The sequence below is a fragment of the Neorhizobium puerariae genome (genome assembly GCF_042429745.1).
Lineage (GTDB): Bacteria > Pseudomonadota > Alphaproteobacteria > Rhizobiales > Rhizobiaceae > Neorhizobium > Neorhizobium puerariae.
Map to the genome: position 1 here is coordinate 1 of NZ_JBHMAA010000030.1, position 25,216 is coordinate 25,216.

Sequence of the window (25,216 nt, forward strand, 5' to 3'; positions counted from 1 at the left end):
GCCCGGGACGAGGTCGGCGGGCTTGAAGACGACGGTGTTGCCATAGGCGAGCGCCGGGGCGATCTTCCAGGCGGGAATGGCGATCGGGAAGTTCCAGGGCGTGATGATGCCGATCACGCCGAGCGGGTCACGGGTGATCTCGACGCCGATGTTCGGACGCGCCGAGGGCACCAGTTCACCGGTCAGACGCAAAGCTTCCCCGGCAAAGAAATCGAAGATCTGTGCGGCGCGGGTCACTTCGCCAATCGCTTCGGGAAGGATCTTGCCTTCTTCGCGGGCGAGAAGAGCGCCAAGCTCTTTTTTGCGGGCAAGAATCTCGTCGGAGGTCTTCCGCAGGATGGAATGGCGCTCCAGGATGCCGGAGCGCGACCAGGCCGGGAAGGCTGCCTTGGCGGCGGCGATGGCGTCCTTCGCGTCGTTTGCATTCGCCTGGCAATACATGCCGACCACGTCGTTGGTATCCGACGGGCTGATGTTCTTCGAGGCTTCCGTGCCGACCCATTCGCCGGCGATCAGGTTTTGGTAGATGGTCATGTCACTCACTTCCACTGGACGCGTCGGAACGGCAGGACTGTGATATCCTTCCACACGCCTTCGGTGGAATAGATTTCGCTCTGGATATAAGCGTCGAGGCCAACCCGGTCCGGAAATTCGCACAGTACAACCGAGCCGATCATCCGGCCGTCGTCATCGATCAGCGCGCCGCCATCGATGATGGTGCCTTCCGCCTTCATCGCGTGGATACGCTCCATGTGCTTCTCACGCGCGCCCAGGCGCTTGTTCAGCGTGCCCTCGGCGGTATCGTCGCGGGCGATGATGGTGAACTGCATGGGTACCCTCTCCCTCAGTCGATCTTCGGCGCCGGAGACGGCGGCTGCAGCGCATAACCCCGCGCCTCGTAATCGAAATCGTGAAGCCTGTTGACAGAATCTGCCTTGTTGACCGGCGAGGCATAATAGGCACGGATCTCGCGGATCTTCGTGATGTCGTCGTTGAAAATGTACCACTCGTCGCCGCGCAGCACCTCGCCGATCGCGGTTTTCCAGTGCGTCCACTCGATCACCGCCTCGATGCCATCCTGGGATGCCAGAACCTTCTCGATCGTCCAGCGCGATTCCATGTTCTTGACGCACCAGACCCAGCCATCGGCGATCGCCGTGGCGCTACGCCACGGCGCGCCGGGAAGCCCCGGCGGGAAATAATGGACGGCGTCTTCGGTGAAGCAATCCACCAGCCCCTGGTGATCGGCATCATTGCAGGCCTGGAAATATCGGCGAATGAGCGCTTCCGCCTTCTGCGCGGGTATCGTTCCGGACATCAGTTTACTCCGCCGCCTTGTTGCGCTCACGCCACTCTCCATATTCCTTCAGCGTCTCGTCGTTCGGGGGATAGGTGCCCCAGAGCGGCGCACCGGCATCGATCTTGGTGAACAGGAATTTCTCGCGGTGTTCCTGCTCGTATGAATCATGCGCCATCTCCACCGCAATCGAACGGGGGATGACGACGACGCCATCGCTGTCGCCGACGATGATGTCACCGGGATAAACGGCCACGTCGGCACAGCCGATCGGGAGCTGCATGTCGATAGCGCGGTGATAGGCAGGCCGCGTCGAGGCGGTGTTCGCCGCGCAATAGGCCGGGAACGGCATTTTCGAGATCTCGGTGCCGTCGCGGAACGCGCCATCGGTGATCGCGGCGGCAACGCCCTTGCGCATCATGCGGGTCATCAGCATGTTGCCCGCGGATGCGGCGCGCGGATCGTTGCGGCTGTCGATGACCAGGACCTGGCCGGCGGCGATCGCCTCGATGGCTTCCCACTGCATGTTGTCCTCGCCGCGCTTCTTCAGGTCGCCGAGATCCCAGTCCTTGTCTTCCCGCGATGGAATGAAGCGTAGCGTAAACGCCTCGCCGGCAAAGGAGCCGGCATTCGCATTGAGCGGCTTCAGCCCGACCAGAAACTGCTGGCGGAAATTGCGTTTGAAAAGCTGCGTCGTCAGCGTCGCCGTCGAGCAGGCTTTCAATTTATCGAGAATTTCAGTCGTAATATGATCAGTCACAATACATCTCCCGGAAAATCTAAGATTTCACGCCGTAGGCGGCAGCGACCGCCTCATCGACCATGTCGAACATCGAATATCGAGGCGTGAAGCCGAGAATGGCACGCGCCTTGACGCTGCTTCCATGCGTCTTCCCCAGTTCCACCGGGATTCTGGCTTCCACGAACCGCCGCCTCGTTTTTTTTGCCAGATAGGGAATGAATTCGCCGAGGCTGACCGGCGTCACCGGCGCCAGGTTGAAGGTTTCGCCGATCGCTTCCGGCTTGTCGAAAATCAGCAGCAGACCCTGAACGATGTCACGCACATCGACGAGTTCCTGGGTGTGCGGAATGCCGTTGGCGTCCATCGGCAGCAACAGAGGTTCATCGGGACTGACGAGCGGCTCCAGGATCGAGAGAATCTGCTCCAGTTCCGAGTTCGACGTGGCACCCGCATGATGCGTGCTGGCGGCTTTGAGACTGCGCACCCGGCTGTTCACGTAAAAAGCGGGGCCAGCATATTCGCCATTCGGATCAATCACCTCGCGCGCCGCTTCCGTGTGTGAAAACACGGCCGTACTGATATCGAGCGACTTTTCCGTCTTGTTGTAGAACTTGACCATGTCTTCGCCGAGAAGCTTGGTCATGCCGTAGAACGTGTAGGGTTCCTTCGGATGGTTTTCGTCGGTCGGGCGGAACCGCGCAAAACGCGTCGGGTAAACCTGGTCGCTGGAGGCGAAGACCATGCGGATATAGCGCTTCTGGGATTCCGCGGCAGCCGCCCGCAGCACATTGTAGGTGCCGACGACATTGACGTCCCACAGAAGATCACGCGCCGTCGGCTGGAAGGAGATGACGGCCGCCATGTGGAAGACGGCCTCGACGCCCTCCATGGCTTTCGCAACGTCGTCATAGGAAGCAAGGCTGCCGGTGTGGCAGGTCACGCCGGCCGCTTCGGTTGCAGCCCGGTTCGGATCGTTCGGCACGGCGATCGTGCGGATGTTGTGGCCGCGCTTGCGCAGCTCAGCCGCCAGGACACCGCCCACCCGACCGGTGGCCCCAGATACGAAAATTTCCATGTCTCCATCCCTGCTATGTTTCGCCGGGAGATCACATCGTGAGATCCGTCCGCAGCGCGTCTTTCCGTCAGAATTTCCGGGCCGCGATTTTCTCACTGGCCGGCAGCATCAACTTACCGATTATTCCCCTGCAGGGAAGAAGCGAGAATAGCCTATCTCCGGCATCGTCTCATATGTTGAGATCAGATTTCGACTGCATAACGGGCCAGCACATCGAGGTCCGGCTCGAAGCCGATGCCCGCCGCATTCGTGGCGCCCAGCATGCCCTGACGCGGCTTCGGCGTCGAAGCGACCCAGGCCTCGGGCTCGACGAACAAATATTCGACCAACGTCCCCTCCGGCATCAGCGGCAACATGGCGAGTGTTGCGAAATAACCGGGGCCGAAATAGGGCGTATGAGCCATGGCCACCTTACCTGCCCGGTCGCAGGATCTGAGAATATCGGCAAATTCGGAAACACCCCCGACCTTTGTCATACTCGGCTGCGGATAGGTGACGGACTGGATGATCCGCCGGAAATCGAAATTGGTGGAGGCATTCTCACCCGTGCCGACGGCAGTGCCCTGCGCTTCGACCGCAGCCATGCCGGCATAGTCATCGGGCGGAAACAGCGGCTCTTCCACCCACAGGATGTCGCACTCCTTGAACACGTCCCGCAGGTCGGCGACCTCGTCCAGGGTCCAGGCGCAATTGGCATCGACCATCAGCGGCACATCCCGGCCGACAACCTCACGCGCCCGGCGGATGACGTTGGGCGCGACTTCGTGAAGCTTGATATGTCGATAACCGAGATCCAGAGCCTTTCGGCATTGAACGGCGATCAGATCGGCACTGCCATAGCGCACCAGGCTGGCATAGGCTGGACGCGCCACCGCAGACGTGCCCCCCAGCAAACGCCAAAGCGGCATACCTGCCCGCTTGGCTTTAAGATCCCAAAGCGCGATATCGACCCCTGAAAGCGCAAACAGCGTGATGCCGTAACGTCCGAACAGGTGCAGCTTCTTCTGAATGCCGAGATTCCAGGCCGGGATATCCTCGATGCTCTGCCCGACAACGAAGGGAGCGATCATCCGTTCGACCGCGGCATTCACCGCCTCCAGACAGAAATAGGCGAACGCCTCGCCCCAGCCGATATTTCCCTCTTCGTCCTCGACGCGGATCAGCACCATGTCCAGCATATGCCAGCGGCTCGGCGTACCGCCGGTACCGGGACCGCCGTCCTCGAAGGGAATGCGCACCGGGTAAGTCTTGAGCGAGATGATCCGGGGCGCGGTGCCGCGTTCAATCGGTTCAGGCATTCGGCTCCTCTTGAATTTTGCCCAACCCCTCCGGCAGCCCTCGCTCTCCGACATCGATCGAAAGAAGCTGGCCGGATAGAGGCGCATTCGTCAGGCTTTCCCGCGGCAGGCCGCTACGGGCGCTGGTGACGAAGATCTGCGACAGATCCGGCCCACCGAAGGCGATCCCGGTCGGGTTCGGCACCGGCAATGCGATGGTGCGCTCGATCTCGCCATTTTCGTTGAGCTTGACGATGCTCCATCCATCCGACAGGCCCAGCCAGGGGGTCAGATTTTCATCGATGGCGAGAGCGCAGGGCGCGCCGGCGACCTTGGGAATATCGGCGAATTTCCGCTTGCGGCCGGTTTCCGGCTCCAGAAGATAGATGCTCTGGCGCGCCGCCTGCGCAACAAACAGGCCCATATCTCCGGCAAACGCGATATCGCTGACCTCGCCCGGCATCTCGAACCGGGGACCGATGCCGCGCTGGCGGAAAACCGGGCCTATCCGGCTGGAATTGGCTTCCGCATCAAAGGCCGCAGCCCAAATGCTGCCATCCGGCGCCGAGCGCAGGGCCGTAATAGAAAGATTTGCCGGTCCGGTGATCCGTTCGCGCAGCCGATTGCGGTCTCCGAGCACCAGATCACTGCCGGCAGCACAGACGAAACCATTGGGCATCAGACAGAAGGCATTGACGCTTTCAGAAAGCGAATGCAGCGATACGAAGTCCTCCGCATCCCCGGCTGCCCGTATCGAAGGGGCAAGCCCATCAGCCCAGTAAAGTGTCTCGTCTCGCGCATCCCATCGCGGCGATGCGCCCAGGAAAGCCGGCGCACTCGACAGAACCCGGCAATTGCCGGAATGCCCCAGCGAGGCCTTGAGGGAGGGTTCGAGCTGCGCCGAAATCCGCTTTGCGGCTTCGGCAAGCTCCTTGCCCAGCTGCTCGGCCCGCTCCAATCCCATCCGGAATGTCGGTCCGGCGACACTGATCGCGGCGAGCGGCTTGCCTTCGGGGTCGAGAATCGCAGCGCCGACGCAGCGCGTTCCGAGCACGATCTCCTCGTCGTCCATCGCATATCCGCGCGCCCGGACGATCGACAGATGCGCCCGCAGCTGATCGGGATCGGTGATCGTCTTGTCGGTGAATGCCGTCAGCTCGCCGCCAAGAACCTGTTGCAGTTGCGCGCCAGAAAAATGCGACAGGATGGCCTTTCCCTGGCTGGTGCAATGCATCGGCTTCAGAGCGCCGAGCCTTGCATTGGAGCGCTTGTCGTGGGCACTTTCGAACCGCCCGAGCGCCAGCACGTGGCTGCCTTCCTGCACGGCGAGATAGGAGGTCTCGCCGGTCAGATCACGCAGGCGGCGCAGCTCGACGGATGCGATCGAAGCTAGATCGGATGACGACCAGGCGTTCTGCGCAAGCTCCAGGAAACTGAAGCCGAGCGTATAATTCTGGCTGAGCGGATCGGCGCGGACGAGACCGCGGGAAATTAGCGCCGCCAGTATGCGATAAAGCGTGGCGCGCGGTATGCCGGTCTTCTCGGCCAGGACCGCCTGCCCCACCGAACCAGGGGCATTGCCGATGATTTCGAGGATATCGCAAGCCTTTCCGATCAGGGCGGTGCCGGCGATATTCTTCGGTGAGATCAGGTCGGACGACCATTGAACTTCGTTCATCAGCATTCCTCGCTTCTAGGTTCATGAGTTGAGACAATCCAGCAGTTTCGGCCTCATCCAAGGCCTTGGTACCGCAGATTGCCCACATCATGAGATTGAAGCAAGATTTCCTGAGCCGAGAACTCGATCGATCTATTTCGAAATGCGGATTTCGATAGATCCCTCAAGCACTTCGCCGGGATGCAAAATGCGCGCACCGACAGCTTCCGGATCGTCCGGCAGATTCCAGGCGCTCGGGACATGCGTCGCAGGCTCGACGCAGATATGCGCTGGATCGCCACGGTGAATGATGAGGCAGTCGAAGGCGGAAGTCGCTGATACTTCCGCCTGATATCCGTCTGCACAGGATACCAATGCCTTGCGCCAGTCCTGGAGATAAAGTGTCGGCAGCGCTTCCGCAGCTGGGCGATCGGTGAGCTCGATGCACTCACCGGTCGGCAGATAATCCTCGCGATGAGGCCAGACATAGCGCGCATCCGTCGAAACCGATTTCGCCGATGCGAAATAGGGATGCCAGGCGAGCCCTCCCGGCATCGGCTTTTCGCCGGTATTTCTGAGTGACACGGAAAGCTTGAAAAGGCCGCTGTCGAGACAAAAGCTCTGGATTGCCTCGAAGGGCCACGACCAGTGTGCATCCGCGTGATAATCCAGTTTCATCGTCAGTTCGGAAGCGCCATGCGAGACGAGGGTCCAGGGCTGCGTATGTCCCGGCCCGTGCAGGGTATGAGGAGGTGCAGCCGGATGGCCTTCCAGCAAAAATGTTTCGCCGCCGACGGAGATTTGCGCATTCTCCAGCCGGTTATGATACGGCACGAGCGGATAGGCTCCAGCACGCGGCCAGCTCGTCACAGCGAACGAATGCGGCTTTGTCGGAATGAAGATATGGGGACCATCCACCACCCTCAGTTCGAGCAGGCGACCGCCCATTTCCGGCGAAAAGCACGCAATCAGGTCGGACGAAGTGATTTCAAGGGAAGTTGTGCCGGTGAGTTGCCTGATCATGGTGCGCCTTTCTAAAGAACCGGCCGATGTTGACCAGCTTGCGCGCAGACCGCAATGGTACCTCGAAACTTACCTAGCTGGTTCGTCCACTTTATGAGACTTGATTTGTTGAGTTCTATCGCGGCGGCGAATGAACTGAAGAAATGCTGTCGGCACAATCGAAACCACAGCTTAGATAGAAACGTATTCGCCTGCAACATTGGCCATCCGAGCCTTGCTTTAGTTGGTCCTCGGCGGCGCCGTACATCTCGGGTTCGGTATTCGCCGGACGGGAACGCTGACCTTGCCGCTGCAATGGCCACCCTATTCCACATGCTGCTGACAAGCTATCCTCGTCTGGCGCGACTTCTGTCGTGGAAACCAGACGCCGCCCGCGGTCGATGCTCAATCGGCATAATCTTGGATAATCGGCAAAGTCTTCCCTTCCGAACAAGACGAGACACTCGCTCTTGAACGGGTACGAACCGACGACCACGCAGTTTTCAGTCGGACATGCCGACCCAATTTATCGGCAGTGATAGCAAGCTTAATCAGATACCCCGATCTGCACCGGTCGACCTGGATCGGCCGACCATGCCGACCATGACCCTGGATAGAGAGCAGCTCGCCGACCCAATGCCGCAAGAGCGGCAATCTGATAGGCTGCCGAAACGCCACTTCCACAATAGACGCCGACCTCCACATCTTCTCCAAAACTGGGCCAAAGCGTTTCGCGCAACCGCACAACCGGCAAAAGCCGCCCATCCGTCCCACGGCTTCGCGCCGCCGGAAAATTGATCGCACCGGGAATATGCCCACGCGAAAACACGTTCTCGGCCCGCGCATCGAAGAGCTTTCCCGTTTCCGCCAAGCGGGCCGCCTCGTCGGCATCGAGAACGGGAAGGTTGTCGGCCTTCAAAAGAATATTGCCTGGCGCCGCAAGCTTAGGATGCGCCCGGCTGACAGGCAGACCGAGCCGAGTCCAAGCCCCCAGGCCGCCGTCAAGAATATAAACCTGTCGTGCGCCCGCCCATTTGAGCGTCCACCAGGCGCGGGCAGCCGCAAAACCATTGCCGTTGTCGTAAGCAACAATTGTCGTCCCGTCGTTCACCCCCCAGCGACGCGCCGTCTGCTGCAGATCTTCCAATGCCGGTAAGGGACGTGCACCCTGCGTACCTCCGCCCGGCCCCGCGAGCTCGCTGGCGAGATCGACATCGATCGCCCCTTCGATCCGCAATGGCCTGTCGCCATCCGCGTCGCTGAGGATGGCCAGGATGGCAACGTCCCGTCCTGCCTGCTGCCAGGATGCGACATCCTCTGCACTGATGAAAGGGCCTTCTCCGATAACGTCCGTCATGCCGCCCCTCACGCCACCTTGCTGCTGGTTGCCGCATCTTTAGCGGCAAATCTGTTTTCCGGCCGTGCTAGGCCGAGATGATCGCGGAAGGTGTAGCCTGAATAGTCGGCGCGATAGAAACCCCGCTTCTGCAGTTCCGGAACGACGAGATCCACAAAGGCCTCGACGGACTCCGGCACATAAGGCGGAAAGATGTTGAAGCCATCGGCAGCCTTTTCACGGAACCACAATTCAATGAAATCTGCGACCTCGCCCGGATTGCCAACGACGACCGCACCGGAAGAGATGGTCGTATAGATCAGATCCTTGAACAGAAGCGGCGTTTCCCCTTCCAGCGTGCGCCTTGTCCGGCGCGTCGCCTCTGCAATCAAAGCCTGCCCTTCTGGCGACGCCTGCTCGGCGACGTGTCGCGGAACGGCCGCCTCGTGATCGCTCCCCCGCACATCGACGCCGAGAATGCTGGAGACGCGCGTCAGATTTCTGAGAGCATTACGCCCGAGCCCGCCGAACCGCACCTCCTGCGCATTGTTGTCCTCCTTGTCGAGCACCAGGAAACCGTTGAGACTGTCATAGATGACAACGGCTTCCTCTGTCGTCGGCGCCACGATTGGCGTCAAGCCGGGCAGGATGGAGAAGTCGAGTTCATCGCGGCCGTATTTCACCGCCCTCGCTTTCATGTCGGCATAATAGGCCTTGGCGGCACCAATCGTGCCCTGGCCTGCAAAAATAACATCGGCATCACGGGCACCGAGCTCGCGCGAACGCTCCGATGTGCCGGCATGCAAGATGACCGGATGGCCCTGAACCGGGCGCGCGACGTTCAGCGGGCCTTCGACTGCAAAATTCTGACCCTTATGGTTGAGCTTGTGGACCTTGGTAGGATCCACATACGTTCCCCGGACCGGATCCCGTACGAAGGCATCGTCCTCGAATGAATCCCACAGCCCCTTGACCACATCGACGAATTCGTCGGCCCAGTCATACCGCTTGTCGGTTTCCCAATGACTGTCGCGGCTGAAATTAGCGGCGGCGATGGAGTCCGCGCCAGTGACGATGTTCCAGGATGCCCGTCCCTTGCTCAAATGATCGAGTGAGGCGAAAAGGCGGGCGACAGTGAAAGGGTCGTAATAGGTCGGATTGGCCGTGACGACGATTCCGATATGCGAGGTGGCAGCCGCAAGGCTCGCACCTGAAATGAAGGGTTCGAGACGAGACATCTGCGCGGGATTGGTGGCCTGCAGTCCCGGATCGGTGGCAAGGCGATCACCGAGGAAGAGGAAGTCGAACTTCGCCTTCTCTGCCAGCTGCGTCACATATTGCAGGAATTCGATGTCAAACGCAGCGTCGGCTTTCGAAGACGGCATGCGCCAGCCGGCAGGGTGCGTGCCGCCAGCCCAGAACATCAAGCCCAGATGCAGTTCTCTCTGTCTTTTCGGTCTGTTGGTCATCTCACACAATCCCGTTTCATGCGGCGAAATGATTGATCGGCCGCTCAAGACCGAAACGATCGCGCAGCGTCGCGCCACGGTAATCTGTCCGGAACAGACCACGACGCTGTAGCTCCGGGACGACAAGCTCTACGAACAGATCCAATTGCTCGTAGACGTAAGCAGACTGGACATTGAAGCCGTCGCAGGCTTCGGCCTTGAACCAGGTTTCGAAATAGCCGGCGATATCGTCCGCGCTTCCGACGACGACATGGCCGCCGACAATGTAGGTATGCAAAAGGTCGCGCCAGCTGATCTGACCAATCCCGCGGCCAGTTCTGCGTTCTGTTTCGGCGAGAAGCTTTGAACCGGCATGATTGAATGCGCTTGCCCGCTCAAGGTCGACCAGATCGTCGATGCCGACATGCAGGAGGGGAATACCGACCCGCTGCGACAAGGCACCGAGATTGCGATGACCGGCACCGACCGCCTCGCCGCGGATCTCCCCCACCTTGGCGTCGAGGCTCCAATAGGATGGTTCACGGCCGCCAAACTGCACATCGTCATCAAGTATGATCAGTGCATTCAGTTGATCGTAAATCTGCCGGGCCGCCTCACGGGTTTTGCCAATCAGCGGTGTGATGCCGGGCAGGATCCTGATTTGACCGTCGGGCCGGCCTCTTTCCCTGGCGCGCCGGCGCATGTCGTTGGCATAGGCGAGACCATCTTCCAGCGTCGCCGAGGCGGCAAAAATGACATCGGCTTCGCCAGCTCCGAAATTCCTCGACCGCTCCGAAGTTCCGGCGTGTAGTATGACCGGATGGCCCTGCGGTGCACGCGCGACGTTGAGGGGGCCTTTCACGCTGAACGTCTTGCCGACATGGTTGAGCGAATGAATTTTGTCTCCATCGACGAAACTGCCGGTCTTCTTGTCGCGAATGAAAGCGCCGTCTTCCCAACTGTCCCAGAGCCGCCGGACGATCGATATGAATTCGTCGGCGCGATCGTAACGATAGTCGGGATCGCCGTGTTCACTGCGGCTGTAATTCTGCGCAGCCCTTCCATCGGCACCCGTGACGATATTCCAGGAGGCCCGGCCATGCGTGACATGATCGAGCGATGAAACGAGACGGGCGAGATTGAACGGTTCGTAATAGGTCGGATTGGCGGTGACGACGATGCCGATTTCTTTCGTTCTAGTCGCAAGATAGGATGCCGCCGTGAACGGTTCGAAACGCGCCAAAACCGAAGTGTTGGTAAGTTCGTAGTTCAGCCCTGTCGCCAGACGGTCACCGAAAAAGAAAAAATCGAATTTTGCCGCCTCGGCGGTCCGGGCCAGCCGGACGATGTGGTCCGGCTCAAACGCGCCATCATGCTCCGCACCTGGATAGCGCCACCCTGCGGGATGCGTGCCATTGGCCCAATACATGTAGCCCAGGTGCATCAAGCGGCGTCCGCCGTCGTCGTTCGGATGGTTCTGTCCCTCATGGGCCATGATTAACTCCCTTGGTCAGGCCGATGTACCGGAGGGCCTGCTCTCCTGTTCGACCGCGTGCAGCGTGTCGTAGATTTTCGATTCCAGCTTGAGGAGCTCGAGATCTCCGCGCCGGCGTGGGCGGGGCAGTTCCACGTCAAAGATCGTGTGCACACGGCCTGGCCGTGGCGAAAACAGCACGATACGGTCAGCAAGAAATGCAGCCTCACCGACGTCATGCGTCACGAACACGATGGTGCGCCGGTTCTCCTGCCAAAGACCGATCAGTTCTTCCTGCAGCTTGATGCGGGTAATATGGTCGACAGCTCCGAACGGTTCGTCCATCAGCAGCACTTCCGGTTCAGTCGACAGGGCGCGGGCGATGCCGGCCCTCTGTCGCATGCCGCCGGAAAGCTGGTGCGGGTATTTTTCGGCAAAGCCGGTCAGGCCAACCTTGTCGAGATAATGCCGCGCCGTCTCGTTACGCTGCGCCTTACCGATGCCCGCCAGTTCCAGTCCGAACGAGACATTGTCCTCGATCGTGCGCCAGGGCAGCAGCGATGCATCCTGAAACACGACGCCGAGCGAATGATGCGGTCCTTCAATGGGCTCGCCATGAAAGGCGACCTGCCCATCGCTCGGCTGCTGCAGACCTGACAGGAGTTCCAGCAGCGTGCTCTTCCCGCAGCCGCTTGGGCCAAGAAAAACGATGAACTCGCCCTGTTCGATCGTCAGCGAAATATCCTGCAATGCCACGACGGGCGGCGTACCGGGATAGATCTTATCGACGGAAGATACCTGAAACAACGTCATCGGGATAACCTTCAGTTGGAACTGCCGGCCGGCCGTGTCGGGTAGGAGAAGGGTTTGACGTAGTCCTTCGGGATGAAGCGCTCGTCGATGAACTTTTCCGCATCATAGGGCGCATCCTGATTGCCCAGCGCGATCTCGACGGCCTGCGTGTCGGCGATCGCCTTGCGGTCAATAGCCGGGTTGTTGTCCCAGATATCGTCTTCCTGCCGAATGGCGTTTGCGACGGCTTCGGGGTTCAGATGCAGTTGCTTCTGCAGCCACGGAATATATTCGTCGTAATGGGCCTTGGCGTAGGTGTAGGAGCGGAAGTAAGCGCGCAGACCGCGCTCAACGAGATCCGGATCCTTGGCAAGCACATCATTGCCGGCAATCAGGACGCCAGTGTGATAGGTCGGCAGGTAGTCCCAGCCGCGCGCAAGCGTTTTGCCCTCGCCCTCCAATTCGGCCAACGCCGGGAATGGCTGGTGGATGATCGTCGCATCCACCTGACCCGAAATCAGCGCGCCATAGGCCTGCTGGTTGGTGCCCGCTGCAAACAGGGTAACGTCTTTGTCGGGATCGACGCCGTTTTCGCGCAGGATGACCCTCAGGTAGGCGTCCATGTTCGAACCGGCAATCGCATTGCCTACCGTCTTGCCCTTCAGATCGGCAAAACTCTTCACGTTCTTGCCCGCGAGCAGGAAGAACGGTCCCTTGCTGCGGAAAGCAGAGGAAACAATCTTGATCGGTGCGCCAAGTGCGGCCGCCCGTAGATAAACGCTAGTCGGTCCAAAGGCGAAGGTCAGCTCACCGGTCGCAACACCGGTCGGGATGTCGGAGACGTCGGTGAATTCCACGTCCAGTCCTTCTTCCGCGAAAAAGCCCTTCTCCACCCCGAAGCGGATCGGCTGTTGGGTGTAGGACTTGCTATCCGCCAGGGTCAGCGTCTTCTTTTCGGGCTGCGATTGGGCAACGGCACCCCCGGCGAGAGCCAGCCCCGCGATGAGGGCGATCGGTTTGAAGAAATTCATGAAGCTTATCCTGCGGTTTGACGAGATCAGACGAACTTCCAGCGGAGAAAAACGCGTTTTTCCAGGAGGTTGATGAGGGACACGGTGATCAATGCGATGGCGGTAATGGTGACGACGAGGGCAAACACGCTTGCCGTATCGTAGACACCAACGGCGCGGTTGAGCATATTTCCAAGCCCGGCCTTGGACGCGACAATTTCCGCAAACAGGGCAGCCACCAGGCACATCGCCGCCTCCAGCCGGACGGCTGCCATAATCGAAGGTACAGCTGAGGGAAGAATGACCTTGGTGATAATCTGCAGCCGGCTGGCACCGAAGGCGCGCGCCACTTTCAAGTGCTTTTCATCGACCTGCCGAATGCCGGCGATCGTGTTGAATACGAAGATGAAATAGCCGAAGAGAAAAACGATGAAGACCTTGTGGGAAAAGCCGATCCCCAGATAGAGCGTTAGAAGCGGGATGATCGTCACCTTGGGAATGGCCATCATGGCCACCAAGAATGGACCGAAAAATGTGTTCACCCTGGAAAACAGGCCCATCGCTATGCCGGTCGCTACGCCGAGGCTAAGCGCCAGTGCAAAACCCAGCAGTGCCTCCGACAATGTGATGGAGAGGTGGTAGAGAAGGTTGTTCTGGCTAAGCAGCCTAGGAAAAGCAGCAATGATCTGCGTCGGCGAGGCCAGATAGATTTGCTTCACCGCCCCGCTGTCGACCGCATGCTGGATCACCAGCAGGATCACAGCAACAAGTGCGAGCTGACCGACGCGCAACCAGCTAAAAGATGCCCATTGCGACGATGCAGATGTGCCGCCGTTTTGATTTTTGACCGCGCGCGGCCCAGAGGTTTCAAATGCGGATGTAAGCGACATGCGATGTCGGTTCCCTTGCCTCGACCGGAATTGATCAACGCAAGGCTATTCACTATAAAAGCTATAAAAAAGATAGATTATTCCTTTCATTCGCTAACGAATAGAAATGCTTTTCCTCGTCCACCCGGCATACCTTTAGCTAGGTTCACCGCCACTTGATCCCAATCCAGGACGGAACGTGACCATGGAAAAGAAAAGCCTTGGCTCTACAGGATTGAAAATCTCCCCTCTTGCTTTCGGTTGTTCCAGCTACGGATCACCCGACTGGATGCCATGGGCGTTGAGCGAAGAGGACGCTCAGGAGCACTACAAAAAGGCGTTCGAGGTCGGCTTTTCGTTCTTCGACACAGCAGATTCCTATTCCACCGGCCTGAGTGAGGAAATCCTCGGCCGTGCTCTGAAGCGTTACGGATCGGGCAGAGATCGCGTCGTAATTGCAACTAAAGTCTTCGGTGCCACCGGACCTGACGCGAACCAGCGCGGCCTGTCACGCAAGCATATCCGCCATGCGATCGACGACAGTCTGCGCCGGCTGGGAACCGATTATGTCGACCTCTATCAGATCCACCGGCTCGATCCAGCCACGCCTTGGGAAGAACTATTGCTGGCACTGGATGACGTGGTGCGCGCCGGCAAGGCCCTCTATCTCGGTGCCAGCAGCATGCATGCCTGGCAATTCGCCAAGCTGCTGGCGCTGGCAAAACAGAACGGCCTGACGCCGTTCATCAGCATGCAGAACAAATATAATCTGCTCTATCGCGAAGAAGAGCGGGAGATGCTGCCGCTCTGCAGAAACGACGGCATCGCTGTCATTCCTTATAGTCCTCTCGCCCGCGGGCTTCTCGCGGGAAGCCGCCGCAACGATACGGCACGCTCGAAGGTGGTTCGCGATTTCAAACGCCCTCAGGACGAACAGGTGATCGACCGTGTCATTTCGCTAGCACAGGAAAAAGAGGTCAAACCGGCGCAGATTGCGCTGGCGTGGCTGGCCAGCAGCCCGGCCGTTACAGCCCCCATTATCGGCGCAACCAAGCCGCATCACATTGATGACGCGGTGGCTGCACTTGATATCCATCTTTCTGCAGACGAGCGAGCCTATCTCGAAGAGCCTTATACGCCGCAGCAGGTGCAATTGGACCGCAACGAGGCAATCTTACCCGGCCAGACCGCATCAGCCGATGTTTTGTCGCTTATTCGCTAGTTGTGCGGTCCCGGAATGAGGTGGTGCGGGTTGATTTTGAAGATTGACGGGTCCTTTGTCCAGGCATCGCAGATTGCGTGATAGGGCGTTCGCCATCGTAGCGCCTTGAGGTGTTTGGCGAAGTTATAAGCGGTGATGAAGGCCAGGACATGGGCCTTGAGACTTTCCAGGTCGTCATAGTGGTAGATCTTGACGATGGCGTCCTTGATTGTTCGGAGGGCTTCCCGGAACCGTTCGTCGGCAGTGGCCTCCAGGTTCTTCGTCGGGATGTGAATCGAAGGGATGCCGTTTTCGTGCGCATAGGTAAGCGCGGACGAAGTTACGTTATTGCTGACAAGCAAGGCGACCTCGGCGTCCAATCGTTTTACGTGGATGGCCATTTATACCGGACGGAACGCCGAGCGGCGCGTTACACGCTGTGGCCCCTCAAGGATATAGGAAAGGAGAACAAGGGTTTCCGCCAGCGGAGTTACCGTGAAATCCCTACAAGGCCAGCCGTGTATTTCGGGACCATTCCTGTGACGCTCCAACAATGTCTCAATCACATAAGCGCGCTCGTAGATATTACCGCTCGCTCCGATTTCCCAAAATGCGTCATCCGTCATGCGCTCAAGATCGGCCCTCGACGTTCCGAACTGCCGCCTGTGAAAGATTGCTCGTGAACGGAAAGCTCCTTCAAAATGTCATCGAGGTGCAAATCTCGCCATATATGCAAACTTCCTTACAGCGTGAGATTGGTAATAGACAGGTTAAAACTTGTCCGGGCGGGGATCGAATGAACATCCGTCATAATGGCCGTCTCACGCTGCGCATTCGAGTCGGGCCGAGGCGTGATTGAAGGATAGCGGCCACCACACCATGGTGCTATGGACCGACGTACTCGATGATCGCGCCGCTGGTGAATTCCGGTCCGACGACGATGCTTCCTCGCTCGGTGACAAAGAACGGCACGTCGCCTGCCGTCAGGACGCGTTTTGCCGTATCGACGTCGCCGACGGTGATACGCACGGCCGCATAGCCGCCTTCCGGCGTCGAATGGAGATTCTGCCAGGGAAACAGGTCTGCGGCGCTCTTGCGATCGAGAAACAGCAGGGGGGCGGAATTCTCGCCCGTATCCACCCGGAAGCCGCCTTCGGCCGGGGTGACCCGTCCGAGGGCATAAAACCGCGCGTAGATCTCCGCTGTCGCCTGCGGATCGGAAACGATGCCGATAATCCCGCCGAGCCCGGTCGCTCCGTTCTCATGGCTTTGCAGTTCCGGCCGCCAGACCATGTCGGGCGTCTGCTGCTGGCAGAGGAAGAAATGTCCGAGCGGCACGCCGGCCGGATCGAAGCTCAGTGTCCGGAAGCTTGCAAGCCCCTCGGTGCCGTCGGGCAGCGGGAGCGGCCGCGAAAAGGCGCTGACTTCGCCGGTCGCGATCCCCAGGGCGGCCAACGCGGTCTTTGCCTCGTCAGTGCTTCGGGTGCGGTTGGCGATCGCCTGCACGCCTTCGCCCTGTTCCGCCAGCTTCTCCCGCTGCGGGCGGTTGCCGTCCGTTTCGCGCACGACGCCCAGCAGTTCCAGATAGTCGTGGCGGAAGATGATCGTGTGGTTGGCGGTGCCCTTTTCCGGGCTGTGCAGGCCTTGTGGCGACAGCGTGAATCCGAGCCGGCAATAAAAGGCCGCGCTCGCCCCGAGGTCGCGGACGAGCAGATAGATATGGTCGACTCCCAGAACTGGATGGGTCATAGGGGCTCCTTCGGCCGATGGTCTTTTCTCGAAGGTCACTCCGCCGGGGTTGGTTCGCCGAGCGACAACATGAGCCGGTTTGCCCAGTTGAAGAAGGCGGCGCCGTGCACGACGTCGTAGATTTCGTCATCCGAAAGGCCGGCTTTCCGGAGGCGTTCCGCATGTTCGGGGTCGAAGGCCGGCGGTGTCGCCGTCAGTGCGACGGAGGCGGCGACGATGGCGTTCCAGCGTTCGCCGAGATCGGCGGAGACGCCCTCGTCCAGAAGCTTCTGGACCTCCGCCTTGTTCGGCGAATGGTGTGAGGCGAAGCGCGAGTGTACGGAGGCGCAGAAGATGCAGCCGTTGTAGCGCGATGTGGCCGTGGCTGCGAGCTCGCGCTCGGCGCGCGGCAGCCCGTCGGCGACATTGTAGAAAATATCCTTGTCGGTCTTCGTGCGGGCTTCGAGAATGTCCGGATCGCGGACGAGAAGGGCAAAGTAGGGCGATTTCGCCCGCGCCTTATCCACCAGCGCCTCATAATGGCGTTCGGTCAGCTCGTCTTCCGCAAGCGGCTTCAGCCACGGCGTCCAGCCGATCTGGTCCTGTGTGAAGACGTTCGGCGCGTTTTCCACTCGGGGCTCGATGATCGTATCGGTCATGGTGCTTCTCCTGTCATGCGGCGGTCAGGGTTCTGAGGCCCGCGATGACGCGGATCTGGAAGGTGAGGAAGGAGACGAGCTGGGAAAGCGTGACAATGCCGGTCGTGCTCCAGCCCGCACCGATCAGTCCGGCAAGCGCCTGCGGATCGGCATCGCGCAGGTGGAAGATGAGAAGGTGGGCGTGTTCCAGGGCGGCGGAAAGCCGGGCTCCGAGCACCGCCTTTTCCGCGGCCTGGACGGCAAAGGCCGGGTCGTCCTGGTCCTCTTGGGCCTGATCCTCGTGGGAAAGCGGGCCTGCGGGATAGCGGCCATAGGGACCCTTGGCCTTGCCATAGGCGGCTGCGGCTTTCACGGCTGCCAGGAGCGCCGCGCCGTTTTCCTTGCCTTCAAGTTCCCCGGCATAGAAGGCGGCGATCTCCGGCTGGCCGTGCAATGTCGCGACGAAGGTCGCGACGGCGAAGCGCCCGGCGAGTGGGAACTGGCTGGCATCGGCGGGGGCGAAGAGCGCAAGCCAGCTTGCCTGCGCTCCTTCCTTCGTCACCGGGCGTCGGGCGCGGAGGGCCGCGCCCTTCGATCCCGGCGTAATACCGGCCAGATGGTCGATGATATCGGGAATGCTGTCGGTCATGCGTGTCTGCCTTCTATGGAAAGGGCGTCATTCGGCTGCGATGCACTTTGGCGCGGAACCGCGGGTCCAGCCGAGTGCGGGGGCGACTTCCGAGGCGATCAGCTCGATGGAGCGCAGGATGTATTCGTGCGGCGGATCGATCGAATGGACCTGGAAGACGATATCGGTCGAGCGGGCAAGGGCCGTATCCGCCCTCAGCGAGGCGATGACGTCGTCCGGCGTGCCGACATGGCTGTCGAGCGCCTTGATGAGATCCTGCACGCCGTTGCCCGGAATGCGATGGCCGGCCGCGGCAAAGCGGTCGGCGACACGGGAAAGCCCGGCTTCCGCAAGCTTCAGCGCCTGTTTCCGGTCGTCGGCGACGAACAGGCTGCGTGATCCGAGAATGCGGGGGACGCGGCCCTTCGGCAGGGCCGAGAGATAGGCGTCGATGATCGGGTTCTGGATTCCGTCCAGTGTCGCGTTCGGATCGTCGGCCGGACGCGGCTGCGTGCGCGACAGCATCAGGCCGTCGCCGGTTTCGCCGGCAAGCCGCGCGCCGAAGGCCGAAAAGGTTGCGAGCCAGATGCGGTCGAGCAGGTGAGGGGCGCTGGGATAGAGCCGGTTGCCGACGCCGAGGTCCTCTCCCGCCCAGGCCTTGCGGACGACGCCGAGATATCTGCCGTAGACCTCGCCGCGCTTGTCCGCCGAGATGCCGAACGCCTCGAAGGATTCCCGCGTGCCGCCCGTGCCGAAACCGACTTCGAGACGTCCGCCGGAGAGAAGGTCTGTCACGGCGGTGTCTTCCGCGACGCGCAGCGGATTTTCCATCGGCAGCGTGATGACGCCGGTGCCGAGCCGGATGGTGGATGTGCGGGCCGCCACATGGGCGAGGAGGACGGCCGGCGACGGAAGGCCGCCTTCATCCGCGTGGAAGTGATGCTGCGCGATCCAGGCGCTGTCGAAGCCGTTGGCTTCCGCGTGGATGATCTGCTCCTCCGCAAGGCGGTATCGTTCCCCGGCGCCCGCGTCGTCCAGAAGCCGAGTGAAGAAACCCAGCCGTTTTGCCGTTGTCTGTTCGGTCATGGTGTCGATCCCGCTGTCTGCAAGTGATGATGAATTTGATGCGGGAACTTGCGGCCGGGAATGGCGTCGATCAGTTCGCGCGTGTAGTCGCTGGCGGGGCTGGCGAAGACCTGGGCGACGGGGCCGTAGTCCACTTGGCGGCCATTGTGCAGCACCGAAACCGTGTCGGCGATCTGCCGGACGACGGCGAGGTCGTGCGATACGAAGATGTAGGTGAGGCCGAGATCGCGCTGCAGCTCGCCGAGAAGCGCAAGGATCTGGGCCTGGACGGTGACGTCGAGCGCGGAGACCGCTTCGTCGAGAACCACCACTTCCGGTTCGAGCACTAGCGACCGGGCGATTGCCACGCGCTGACGCTGGCCGCCGGAGAGCGCATGGGGCCGCCGGGTCAGCACCGGGGACGGCAGGCCCACGCGCTCGATAATCGCCCGCACGCGGTCGGCGCGTTCCTCCTTCGGTAGCGGCTCGAAGTTGAGCAGTGGCTCCTCGACGATGGAGAAGATCGTCTGCCTGGGATCGAGCGATCCCCAAGGGTTCTGGTAGACGAGCTGCACCTTGCGGCGGAACTGGCGCGGGGTTGCGGCCTTCAAGGCGGCAAGATCGAAATCGCCGACACGGATGACACCGTCCGTAGGCCTCTGGAAACCGGCGATGGTGCGGATCGTCGTCGTCTTGCCGGAGCCGGATTCGCCGACGATGGCGTGGGTCGTGCCGCGCGGCACCTTGAAGGAAATGCCGTCGACGGCGCGGAAATTGCCGCCGGTCGGGAGGACGAAGTTCAGCGTCAGCCCCTCGACGGCGACGATCGCCGGCCGTGCCTCCTCCACCGGAGGGCGGATTGCGGCGGTTGCAAGCGATGGCGCATCGGAGAGAAGCTTGCGCGTATAGGCGCTCCTCGGCGCGGCGAGCACGTCCGCCGTCGCGCCCTGTTCCTGGATGCGGCCGTCCTGAAGGACCACCAGCCGATCGGAGCGGTCGGCGGCGACCCCGAGGTCGTGCGTCACGAGCAGGACGGACGTGCCGTATTCGCGGCGCAGGTCGTCGATCAGGTCGAGGATGCGCCGCTGCACCGTGACGTCGAGTGCCGAGGTCGGCTCGTCGGCGATGATGAGTGCGGGTTTCAGCGCGATGGCTATGGCGATCAGCACACGCTGCTTCATGCCGCCGGAGAGCTCGTGCGGATATTGTCTCGCCCTCAGTTCCGGTTGCGAAAGGCCGACCTGGGTCAGCAGTTCGATGACGCGGCGGTCCGCCTCGGCGCGGCTGAGACGGCCGTGGATTTCGAGGATTTCCCGCACCTGTGTGCCGATCGTCAGCACCGGGTTCAGCGAACTCGACGGGTCCTGCGGAATGAGGCTGACGACGGCGCCACGGATGGAACGAAGCCGTTTTTCGTTCCAGCGCGAAATCTCCTCGCCATTGAGGCGGATCGAGCCGCCGTCGACGCGGCCGTTGCCGGAAAGCAGCCCGATCACGGCCTGCGCCGTCGATGTCTTGCCCGAACCGCTTTCGCCAACGAGGGCCACGACCTCGCCGGGGGCGACGGAGAACGAGACGTCGTGAACGACGCGTGTCCGGCCGCTGTCGTCGCCGTAGGAGATCTTCAGGTCGCGGATGTCGAGGACGGGGGATGTGTTTTCGCTCATGCGCCGGTCCTTCCGATCGACTGGCTGATGCGGTTGGCGGACAGGACGACGGCAACGACGACGAGGCCCGGCGCGGCAGTCAGCCACCAGGCGGTGGCGAGGTAATTGCGGCCTTCGGCGATGAGAAGGCCCCATTCCGGCGTGGGTGGCGGGGCACCGTATCCCAGGAAGCCCAGCGTGGAAAGCTGCAGGATGGCCCAGCCGAACTGCACGGCCGTGTAGGCGATGATGGACGTGAGCGAGTTGGGCAGGATGTGCCGCCACAGCACGCTGCGGAACGTGCCCCCGCTGCCGAAGGCGGCCTCGACGAACTCGGCGCGGCGCACGCGGACCACCTCGGAGCGCATCAGGCGGGCGAAACCGGCAATCGCGGTGGCGCCGACGGCGATCGCGGCGTTTACCGTGCCGAAGCCGAGCAGGATGATGATGCTGAGGGAGAGCAGGAGGGTCGGGATGGAGAGCAGGACATCCACGAAACGCATGATGATCGCGTCGGCGCGCCCGCCGGTCGCGCCGGCGACGAGGCCGAACGCCGTGCCGGTGACAAGGCCGACGCCGACCGCGGCGATCGCGCCGGAAAGCGAATGGATCGCCCCGTGCACGATGCGCGAATAAAGGTCGCGGCCGAGCGAATCCGTGCCGAGCAGATGCAGCGTGGAGGGCGCCTTGAGCTGACCGCCCGGCACGCCCTGCAGCGGGTCGTAGGCCGTGAACAGGCCGGGGGCGACCGCCCAGAGCAGCACCATGACGATGATGATCCAGGCAAGCACGAGGCCAAGCGGCAGACGCTTCAGGCGGAAGCCGGCCCCGCGGCGCCCCGAGGTCTTGCCCGAGGTCTCCGGTCCGTCGAGGGTGGAAAGGGTTTCAACGGTGGTCATGGCTTGGCTCCGTTCCTTGCTCTCAGACGCGGGTCGAGAAGCGGATAGGCAAGATCGACGATGAGGTTGATCGTGACGAAGGCTGCGGCGGAGATCACCACGATCGCCTGGAGTACGGAAAGATCCTGGTTGCCCACGGCCTTCTCCGTCAGCCCGCCGATGCCGTTGAGGCCGAAGACGGTTTCGGTGACGACCGCGCCTGCCAAGAGCTCGCCGAACAGGACGCCGGCGATAGTCAGCGCCGGCAGCATTGCGTTGCGGGCGACATGCCGCCACAGGACGTGGGCTTGCGTCGCGCCCTTGGCCACGGCCACCGAGACGAAGGGCCGCGTGCGGATTTCATCGATGTTGCGGATGAGGATCTGCGCCAGCGGCGCGGCGATCGGGACCGCCAGCGTGGCGATCGGAAGCGCCAAGCTTTCCCAGGGGCCGGGGTTGATGACCGAAACGAGCTTCAGCCGGAAGGAGAAGATCTGGATCAGCATGATGCCGAGCCAGAAGACCGGAATGGAGATGAAGAGCGAGGGCAGCGACTGGATGAGGTTGCGCAGCCAGGCGAAGGGAGAAAGCGAGGAGAGAAAGGCGATGAGCAAGGCAAGTGCGATCGCCGCCGCAAAGCCGAGCGTGGCGAGCTTCAGCGTCGCGGGCAAATTGGCGGCGAGCTGCGCGGAAACCGGCACACCGGCCTGGATGGAATAGCCGAAATCACCCTTCAGGAAGTTCACAAGCGTCTGGAAATACTGCACGAGGACGGTTGAATCGACCGCATAGGCCTCGCGGATTTCCCGGATCTGCTCCGGGCTCAACCCGTATTCGGGGTTGAGGAACTTGATCAGCACCGCATCGCCCGGCATGGCCTGCAGGAGGATGAAGGACAGCGTGAAAGCCGCCCACAGCACCAGCAATGCCTGTCCGATCCGGCTCAAGACATATCGCGTCATCGTGGATCTCCCTGAAGATGGGCATGGATGGCGGAGGGTCTCCGCCATCCATGCCGCGTTTATTTGTCCAGCCAGACGCCGTAGAAGCTCGGACGGCCGACGGCCTCGAAGGCGACGCCCTTGACGTAGGGCGCTCCGGCGAAGGCCTGGGGCTCTTCGAAGATCGGGATCGCGTAGGCCTGATCGAGGACATAGGCCTGCGCTTCGGCCGCGGCCTTCAGGCGCTTTTCCTTGTCCGGCTGGGAGGCGATCTCATCGAGGATGGCATTCAGCTTGTCGTCGACGAAGGATTTGACCTTGTCGCTGCCACCGCCCTTCTGGCGCAGCACGTCGCGGTTCTTCGGATAATACTGGCTCTTGATGACGTCCGGATCGGCACGGCCGACCATGGCTGGCGAGACCGGCGTCTTCAGCGGATCGAGGTCGTCCACCGTGCGGCTGCCGGAATCGCCGGCGAGCACGCCGAGCTTGACGCCGACCTTCTCCCACTGCTGGGCGATGAGCTGGAGGGTCGCGCGGTTTTGCGGTTGCGGCAGGGATTCGTAGGCGGTCAGGACCAGTTTCTGGCCGTCTTTCTCGCGCACGCCACCGGCGCCCGGCTTGAAGCCGGCCTCGTCCAGCAGCGCCTTGGCCTTGTCAAGGTCGAAGGCGAGCTTGCCGGATTGGTCGACATAACCGATGGCGGTCGATGCGATGATCGATGTTGCTGGCGGATAGTGCCTGGAGAAGAGCGTCGAGACGATCTCCTGCCGGTTGGTCGCGAGCGACAGCGCCTTGCGGACGCGAACGTCGGCGACGAGTGGATTGTCCGGGCGGAAGACGACGGAGTTGTTCACCCCGCGGGTGCTCGGCGCATAGATCTGGAGGCCCTGGGTCTCCACCTGCGCTTCGTCATAGGCCTGGATCTGGCGGATGAAATCGGCCTGGCCGGCGATCAGCGCGCCGATGCGGACGCTGTCCTCGCCCGTGATGATGTACTGGATGCCGTCGAGATAGGCGCGGCCCTGATGTGCGAGTTTCTTCGGACCCCAGTTGTAGTCCTCGCGGGCCTTCAGGTCGAGCGTCTTGCCCAGGGTCTCGGCCTTCACGACGAAGGGGCCGGAGCCGATGATCTTGGTGGCGTCGCCCAATTGCTCGAAAGGCAGTTCCAGCGTCTTCAGCGAGACGAGGCCGGAGCCGATGACCGACGTGCCCTGCAGGAAGCCGGGCGACGGCTTCTTGAAATAGAACTTCACGGTCAGCGGATCGATGATCTCGCTGCGGTCGTAATTGTTGACGACTTCGGAGACCGGCTGCTTCAGCGTCTTGTTGCCGAGGCCGAACGTGTCGAAGTTCCTTGCCACCGCATTGGCATCGAGCGGCGTGCCGTCGGAGAAGGTGACACCGGGACGGAGATTGAAGGTATATTCCGTCGCATCGGCGTTCACGGTCCAGGACTCGGCGATCCAGGGTTCGATCTCCAGCGTTTCCGGGTTCTGATAGGTCAGTTTGTCGGTGATCTGGTTGAGGACGCCGCCGTTCGGATAGAAGCCGCCCGCCGGCGGATAGAGATTGGTGTGGGCCTGCTGCTCAAGATAGACCAGCGTCCCCCCCTTGATCGGCGCGTCGGCCGACGCAGCGATGGCCGGCAGGCTGACGGTGGCAGCCAGCGCGACGATGGTGCCGAAAAATTTGTGGCGGAGTGTCATTGGATTTTCCCGGAGTGTTGAAGAAGCTCTCTGGAAAAGGGTACAGCTTTGCGCGGAATGGACAATAATTCCTAGGGATTTAGTATTCTATTTTATGATGATCACAGGCAACAAGCATCTTTCCCACGAATAGGACACGCAAAACGTATCCGGTCGCGACTGGGTCCGCGAATTCATGGGGCGCGTGCAATGCGTCTGACGAGTGTGATGATGGACGCTGCATAGAGAAAAGCCTTTGATTTTGAAGGCTGCTGCCCGGGGCTCTTGATCTGTTTCCGAAGCTGAGCCAGTTTTTCCCATTCTTGCGCGTAGATACGCACAAAGGTTCTGGTGAAGTGGATATTCCGCTGAGGGATACCTCGAAGCCCGGGACGGACGTGAAAGCGCCACCATCGCGAACGGCGGGGATGACAAGTTCATTGAGCACCCGCTCCGTCCGCCCAGCCCATCGACGCCTTGGGGGAAGGGCTGCGAAATCGTGAAGCGACGTCATCGCCTCTTCGAACGACGATATCGGCACCAAGCGACGCAACCAGCTTTTCGCCTTTCTCAGACGCATCGGTGATGACCGTCAGTCCCTCGGCCTTGGCGAGCTGGATGACGTAGCCGCCGTTGGTCCACGATCTGCTCAGCTGGAATATCGGTGCGAACTCACCGATATTCCAGCTGAGCAGATCGCTAGGCCGTAGCGACGAATTAACTATTTGAGCCAGATGGCGATAGCGGCGATTTTGACGAAGCCCATGAAGTTTGCGAGCAGCTTGTCGTATCGTGTGGCGACACGTCGGAATTGTTTGAGCTTG

23 protein-coding genes and 2 pseudogenes are annotated in these 25,216 nt (G+C 61.1%); 1 reads left to right on the top strand and 24 read right to left on the bottom strand.

All coding sequences use genetic code 11. The annotated features are described in order from the left end of the window. The 14 genes from ACFFP0_RS23870 to ACFFP0_RS23935 all read right to left on the bottom strand — a co-directional run. Positions 1-534, bottom strand: a 534-nt coding sequence (locus ACFFP0_RS23870) for an aldehyde dehydrogenase family protein (RefSeq protein WP_377264719.1), incomplete at its 3' end; no start/stop codon positions are given. Positions 535-539: 5 nt separating this feature from the next. Continuing rightward, positions 540-830, bottom strand: a complete 291-nt coding sequence (locus ACFFP0_RS23875) for a YciI family protein (protein WP_377264720.1) — start codon at positions 828-830, stop codon at positions 540-542. 14 nt (positions 831-844) lie between these two features. Next, a complete protein-coding gene (locus ACFFP0_RS23880) occupies positions 845-1,318 on the bottom strand; it encodes a nuclear transport factor 2 family protein (RefSeq protein WP_377264721.1) in 474 nt (157 codons plus the stop codon). 4 nt (positions 1,319-1,322) lie between these two features. After that, entirely contained in the window at positions 1,323-2,057 is a 735-nt protein-coding gene (locus tag ACFFP0_RS23885; RefSeq protein ID WP_377264722.1) for a ribonuclease activity regulator RraA, read from the bottom strand. Positions 2,058-2,076: 19 nt separating this feature from the next. Next, positions 2,077-3,114: an NAD-dependent epimerase/dehydratase family protein gene (locus ACFFP0_RS23890; protein ID WP_377264723.1), complete on the bottom strand. Its 1,038-nt coding sequence runs from the start codon at positions 3,112-3,114 to the stop codon at positions 2,077-2,079. 182 nt (positions 3,115-3,296) lie between these two features. After that, positions 3,297-4,412 (bottom strand): mandelate racemase/muconate lactonizing enzyme family protein, encoded by a 1,116-nt coding sequence (locus ACFFP0_RS23895; protein ID WP_377264724.1) that lies wholly within the window; start codon positions 4,410-4,412, stop codon positions 3,297-3,299. Then, positions 4,405-6,069: an IclR family transcriptional regulator domain-containing protein gene (locus ACFFP0_RS23900; RefSeq protein WP_377264725.1), complete on the bottom strand. Its 1,665-nt coding sequence runs from the start codon at positions 6,067-6,069 to the stop codon at positions 4,405-4,407. The genes ACFFP0_RS23895 and ACFFP0_RS23900 overlap by 8 nt, the downstream gene beginning before the upstream one ends. A 132-nt stretch (positions 6,070-6,201) precedes the next feature. After that, positions 6,202-7,071, bottom strand: coding sequence for an aldose epimerase family protein (locus ACFFP0_RS23905; RefSeq protein ID WP_377264726.1), 870 nt, complete (start codon positions 7,069-7,071; stop codon positions 6,202-6,204). A 526-nt stretch (positions 7,072-7,597) separates the two neighbouring features. After that, the gene (locus ACFFP0_RS23910) at positions 7,598-8,407 is read right to left on the bottom strand and encodes a sulfurtransferase (RefSeq protein ID WP_377264727.1); all 810 of its coding nucleotides are present in this window, start codon (positions 8,405-8,407) and stop codon (positions 7,598-7,600) included. Between the two features lie 8 nt (positions 8,408-8,415). After that, positions 8,416-9,933: an NtaA/DmoA family FMN-dependent monooxygenase gene (locus ACFFP0_RS23915; RefSeq protein WP_377264728.1), complete on the bottom strand. Its 1,518-nt coding sequence runs from the start codon at positions 9,931-9,933 to the stop codon at positions 8,416-8,418. Then, the gene (locus tag ACFFP0_RS23920; protein ID WP_377264729.1) at positions 9,872-11,329 is read right to left on the bottom strand and encodes an NtaA/DmoA family FMN-dependent monooxygenase; all 1,458 of its coding nucleotides are present in this window, start codon (positions 11,327-11,329) and stop codon (positions 9,872-9,874) included. The genes ACFFP0_RS23915 and ACFFP0_RS23920 overlap by 62 nt, the downstream gene beginning before the upstream one ends. Positions 11,330-11,344: 15 nt before the next feature. Then, positions 11,345-12,121 carry an ABC transporter ATP-binding protein gene (locus ACFFP0_RS23925; RefSeq protein WP_377264730.1) on the bottom strand — a complete coding sequence of 259 codons (777 nt, stop codon included), beginning with the start codon at positions 12,119-12,121 and terminating at the stop codon, positions 11,345-11,347. Positions 12,122-12,132: 11 nt separating this feature from the next. Next, positions 12,133-13,131, bottom strand: a complete 999-nt coding sequence (locus ACFFP0_RS23930; RefSeq protein WP_377264731.1) for an ABC transporter substrate-binding protein — start codon at positions 13,129-13,131, stop codon at positions 12,133-12,135. A gap of 26 nt (positions 13,132-13,157) precedes the next feature. After that, the gene (locus ACFFP0_RS23935; RefSeq protein WP_377264732.1) at positions 13,158-14,000 is read right to left on the bottom strand and encodes an ABC transporter permease; all 843 of its coding nucleotides are present in this window, start codon (positions 13,998-14,000) and stop codon (positions 13,158-13,160) included. Positions 14,001-14,184: 184 nt separating this feature from the next. On the opposite strand from ACFFP0_RS23935, the gene ACFFP0_RS23940 reads away from it, so the two are divergent. Continuing rightward, positions 14,185-15,201, top strand: a complete 1,017-nt coding sequence (locus tag ACFFP0_RS23940; protein WP_377264733.1) for an aldo/keto reductase — start codon at positions 14,185-14,187, stop codon at positions 15,199-15,201. Here ACFFP0_RS23940 and ACFFP0_RS23945 read toward each other — a convergent pair. From ACFFP0_RS23945 to ACFFP0_RS23990, 10 genes and pseudogenes are all read right to left on the bottom strand, one after another. After that, positions 15,198-15,494, bottom strand: a pseudogene (locus ACFFP0_RS23945) (IS481 family transposase); the annotation flags it as partial. The gene ACFFP0_RS23940 and the pseudogene ACFFP0_RS23945 overlap by 4 nt on opposite strands. A 571-nt stretch (positions 15,495-16,065) precedes the next feature. After that, positions 16,066-16,929, bottom strand: a complete 864-nt coding sequence (locus ACFFP0_RS23950) for a VOC family protein (protein ID WP_377264734.1) — start codon at positions 16,927-16,929, stop codon at positions 16,066-16,068. Positions 16,930-16,964: 35 nt separating this feature from the next. Beyond that, complete coding sequence (locus tag ACFFP0_RS23955) at positions 16,965-17,567, bottom strand: alkylhydroperoxidase domain protein (protein WP_377264735.1); 603 nt, start codon at positions 17,565-17,567, stop codon at positions 16,965-16,967. Between the two features lie 13 nt (positions 17,568-17,580). Then, complete coding sequence (locus ACFFP0_RS23960; protein ID WP_377264736.1) at positions 17,581-18,195, bottom strand: CMD domain protein; 615 nt, start codon at positions 18,193-18,195, stop codon at positions 17,581-17,583. Positions 18,196-18,222: 27 nt separating this feature from the next. Further along, positions 18,223-19,260, bottom strand: a complete 1,038-nt coding sequence (locus tag ACFFP0_RS23965) for a putative FMN-dependent luciferase-like monooxygenase (RefSeq protein WP_377264737.1) — start codon at positions 19,258-19,260, stop codon at positions 18,223-18,225. Beyond that, positions 19,257-20,906 carry a dipeptide ABC transporter ATP-binding protein gene (locus ACFFP0_RS23970; protein ID WP_377264738.1) on the bottom strand — a complete coding sequence of 550 codons (1,650 nt, stop codon included), beginning with the start codon at positions 20,904-20,906 and terminating at the stop codon, positions 19,257-19,259. The genes ACFFP0_RS23965 and ACFFP0_RS23970 overlap by 4 nt, the downstream gene beginning before the upstream one ends. Then, complete coding sequence (locus tag ACFFP0_RS23975; protein WP_377264739.1) at positions 20,903-21,784, bottom strand: ABC transporter permease; 882 nt, start codon at positions 21,782-21,784, stop codon at positions 20,903-20,905. The genes ACFFP0_RS23970 and ACFFP0_RS23975 overlap by 4 nt, the downstream gene beginning before the upstream one ends. After that, entirely contained in the window at positions 21,781-22,725 is a 945-nt protein-coding gene (locus ACFFP0_RS23980; RefSeq protein ID WP_377264740.1) for an ABC transporter permease, read from the bottom strand. The genes ACFFP0_RS23975 and ACFFP0_RS23980 overlap by 4 nt, the downstream gene beginning before the upstream one ends. 59 nt (positions 22,726-22,784) lie before the next feature. Next, positions 22,785-24,413, bottom strand: a complete 1,629-nt coding sequence (locus tag ACFFP0_RS23985) for a TIGR04028 family ABC transporter substrate-binding protein (protein ID WP_377264741.1) — start codon at positions 24,411-24,413, stop codon at positions 22,785-22,787. A gap of 700 nt (positions 24,414-25,113) precedes the next feature. Next, positions 25,114-25,216, bottom strand: a pseudogene (locus ACFFP0_RS23990) (IS5/IS1182 family transposase); the annotation flags it as partial.

Bases quoted from the DNA above. Each gene is read 5' to 3' on its own strand.
- ACFFP0_RS23875 (WP_377264720.1), bottom strand. From the start codon at position 830: ATGCAGTTCACCATCATCGCCCGCGACGATACCGCCGAGGGCACGCTG.
- ACFFP0_RS23880 (WP_377264721.1), bottom strand. From the start codon at position 1,318: ATGTCCGGAACGATACCCGCGCAGAAGGCGGAAGCGCTCATTCGCCGA.
- ACFFP0_RS23890 (WP_377264723.1), bottom strand. From the start codon at position 3,114: ATGGAAATTTTCGTATCTGGGGCCACCGGTCGGGTGGGCGGTGTCCTG.
- ACFFP0_RS23895 (WP_377264724.1), bottom strand. From the start codon at position 4,412: ATGCCTGAACCGATTGAACGCGGCACCGCGCCCCGGATCATCTCGCTC.
- ACFFP0_RS23900 (WP_377264725.1), bottom strand. From the start codon at position 6,069: ATGAACGAAGTTCAATGGTCGTCCGACCTGATCTCACCGAAGAATATC.
- ACFFP0_RS23905 (WP_377264726.1), bottom strand. From the start codon at position 7,071: ATGATCAGGCAACTCACCGGCACAACTTCCCTTGAAATCACTTCGTCC.
- ACFFP0_RS23910 (WP_377264727.1), bottom strand. From the start codon at position 8,407: ATGACGGACGTTATCGGAGAAGGCCCTTTCATCAGTGCAGAGGATGTC.
- ACFFP0_RS23920 (WP_377264729.1), bottom strand. From the start codon at position 11,329: ATGGCCCATGAGGGACAGAACCATCCGAACGACGACGGCGGACGCCGC.
- ACFFP0_RS23925 (WP_377264730.1), bottom strand. From the start codon at position 12,121: ATGACGTTGTTTCAGGTATCTTCCGTCGATAAGATCTATCCCGGTACG.
- ACFFP0_RS23930 (WP_377264731.1), bottom strand. From the start codon at position 13,131: ATGAATTTCTTCAAACCGATCGCCCTCATCGCGGGGCTGGCTCTCGCC.
- ACFFP0_RS23935 (WP_377264732.1), bottom strand. From the start codon at position 14,000: ATGTCGCTTACATCCGCATTTGAAACCTCTGGGCCGCGCGCGGTCAAA.
- ACFFP0_RS23940 (WP_377264733.1), top strand. From the start codon at position 14,185: ATGGAAAAGAAAAGCCTTGGCTCTACAGGATTGAAAATCTCCCCTCTT.
- ACFFP0_RS23950 (WP_377264734.1), bottom strand. From the start codon at position 16,929: ATGACCCATCCAGTTCTGGGAGTCGACCATATCTATCTGCTCGTCCGC.
- ACFFP0_RS23955 (WP_377264735.1), bottom strand. From the start codon at position 17,567: ATGACCGATACGATCATCGAGCCCCGAGTGGAAAACGCGCCGAACGTC.
- ACFFP0_RS23960 (WP_377264736.1), bottom strand. From the start codon at position 18,195: ATGACCGACAGCATTCCCGATATCATCGACCATCTGGCCGGTATTACG.
- ACFFP0_RS23965 (WP_377264737.1), bottom strand. From the start codon at position 19,260: ATGACCGAACAGACAACGGCAAAACGGCTGGGTTTCTTCACTCGGCTT.
- ACFFP0_RS23970 (WP_377264738.1), bottom strand. From the start codon at position 20,906: ATGAGCGAAAACACATCCCCCGTCCTCGACATCCGCGACCTGAAGATC.
- ACFFP0_RS23975 (WP_377264739.1), bottom strand. From the start codon at position 21,784: ATGACCACCGTTGAAACCCTTTCCACCCTCGACGGACCGGAGACCTCG.
- ACFFP0_RS23980 (WP_377264740.1), bottom strand. From the start codon at position 22,725: ATGACGCGATATGTCTTGAGCCGGATCGGACAGGCATTGCTGGTGCTG.
- ACFFP0_RS23985 (WP_377264741.1), bottom strand. From the start codon at position 24,413: ATGACACTCCGCCACAAATTTTTCGGCACCATCGTCGCGCTGGCTGCC.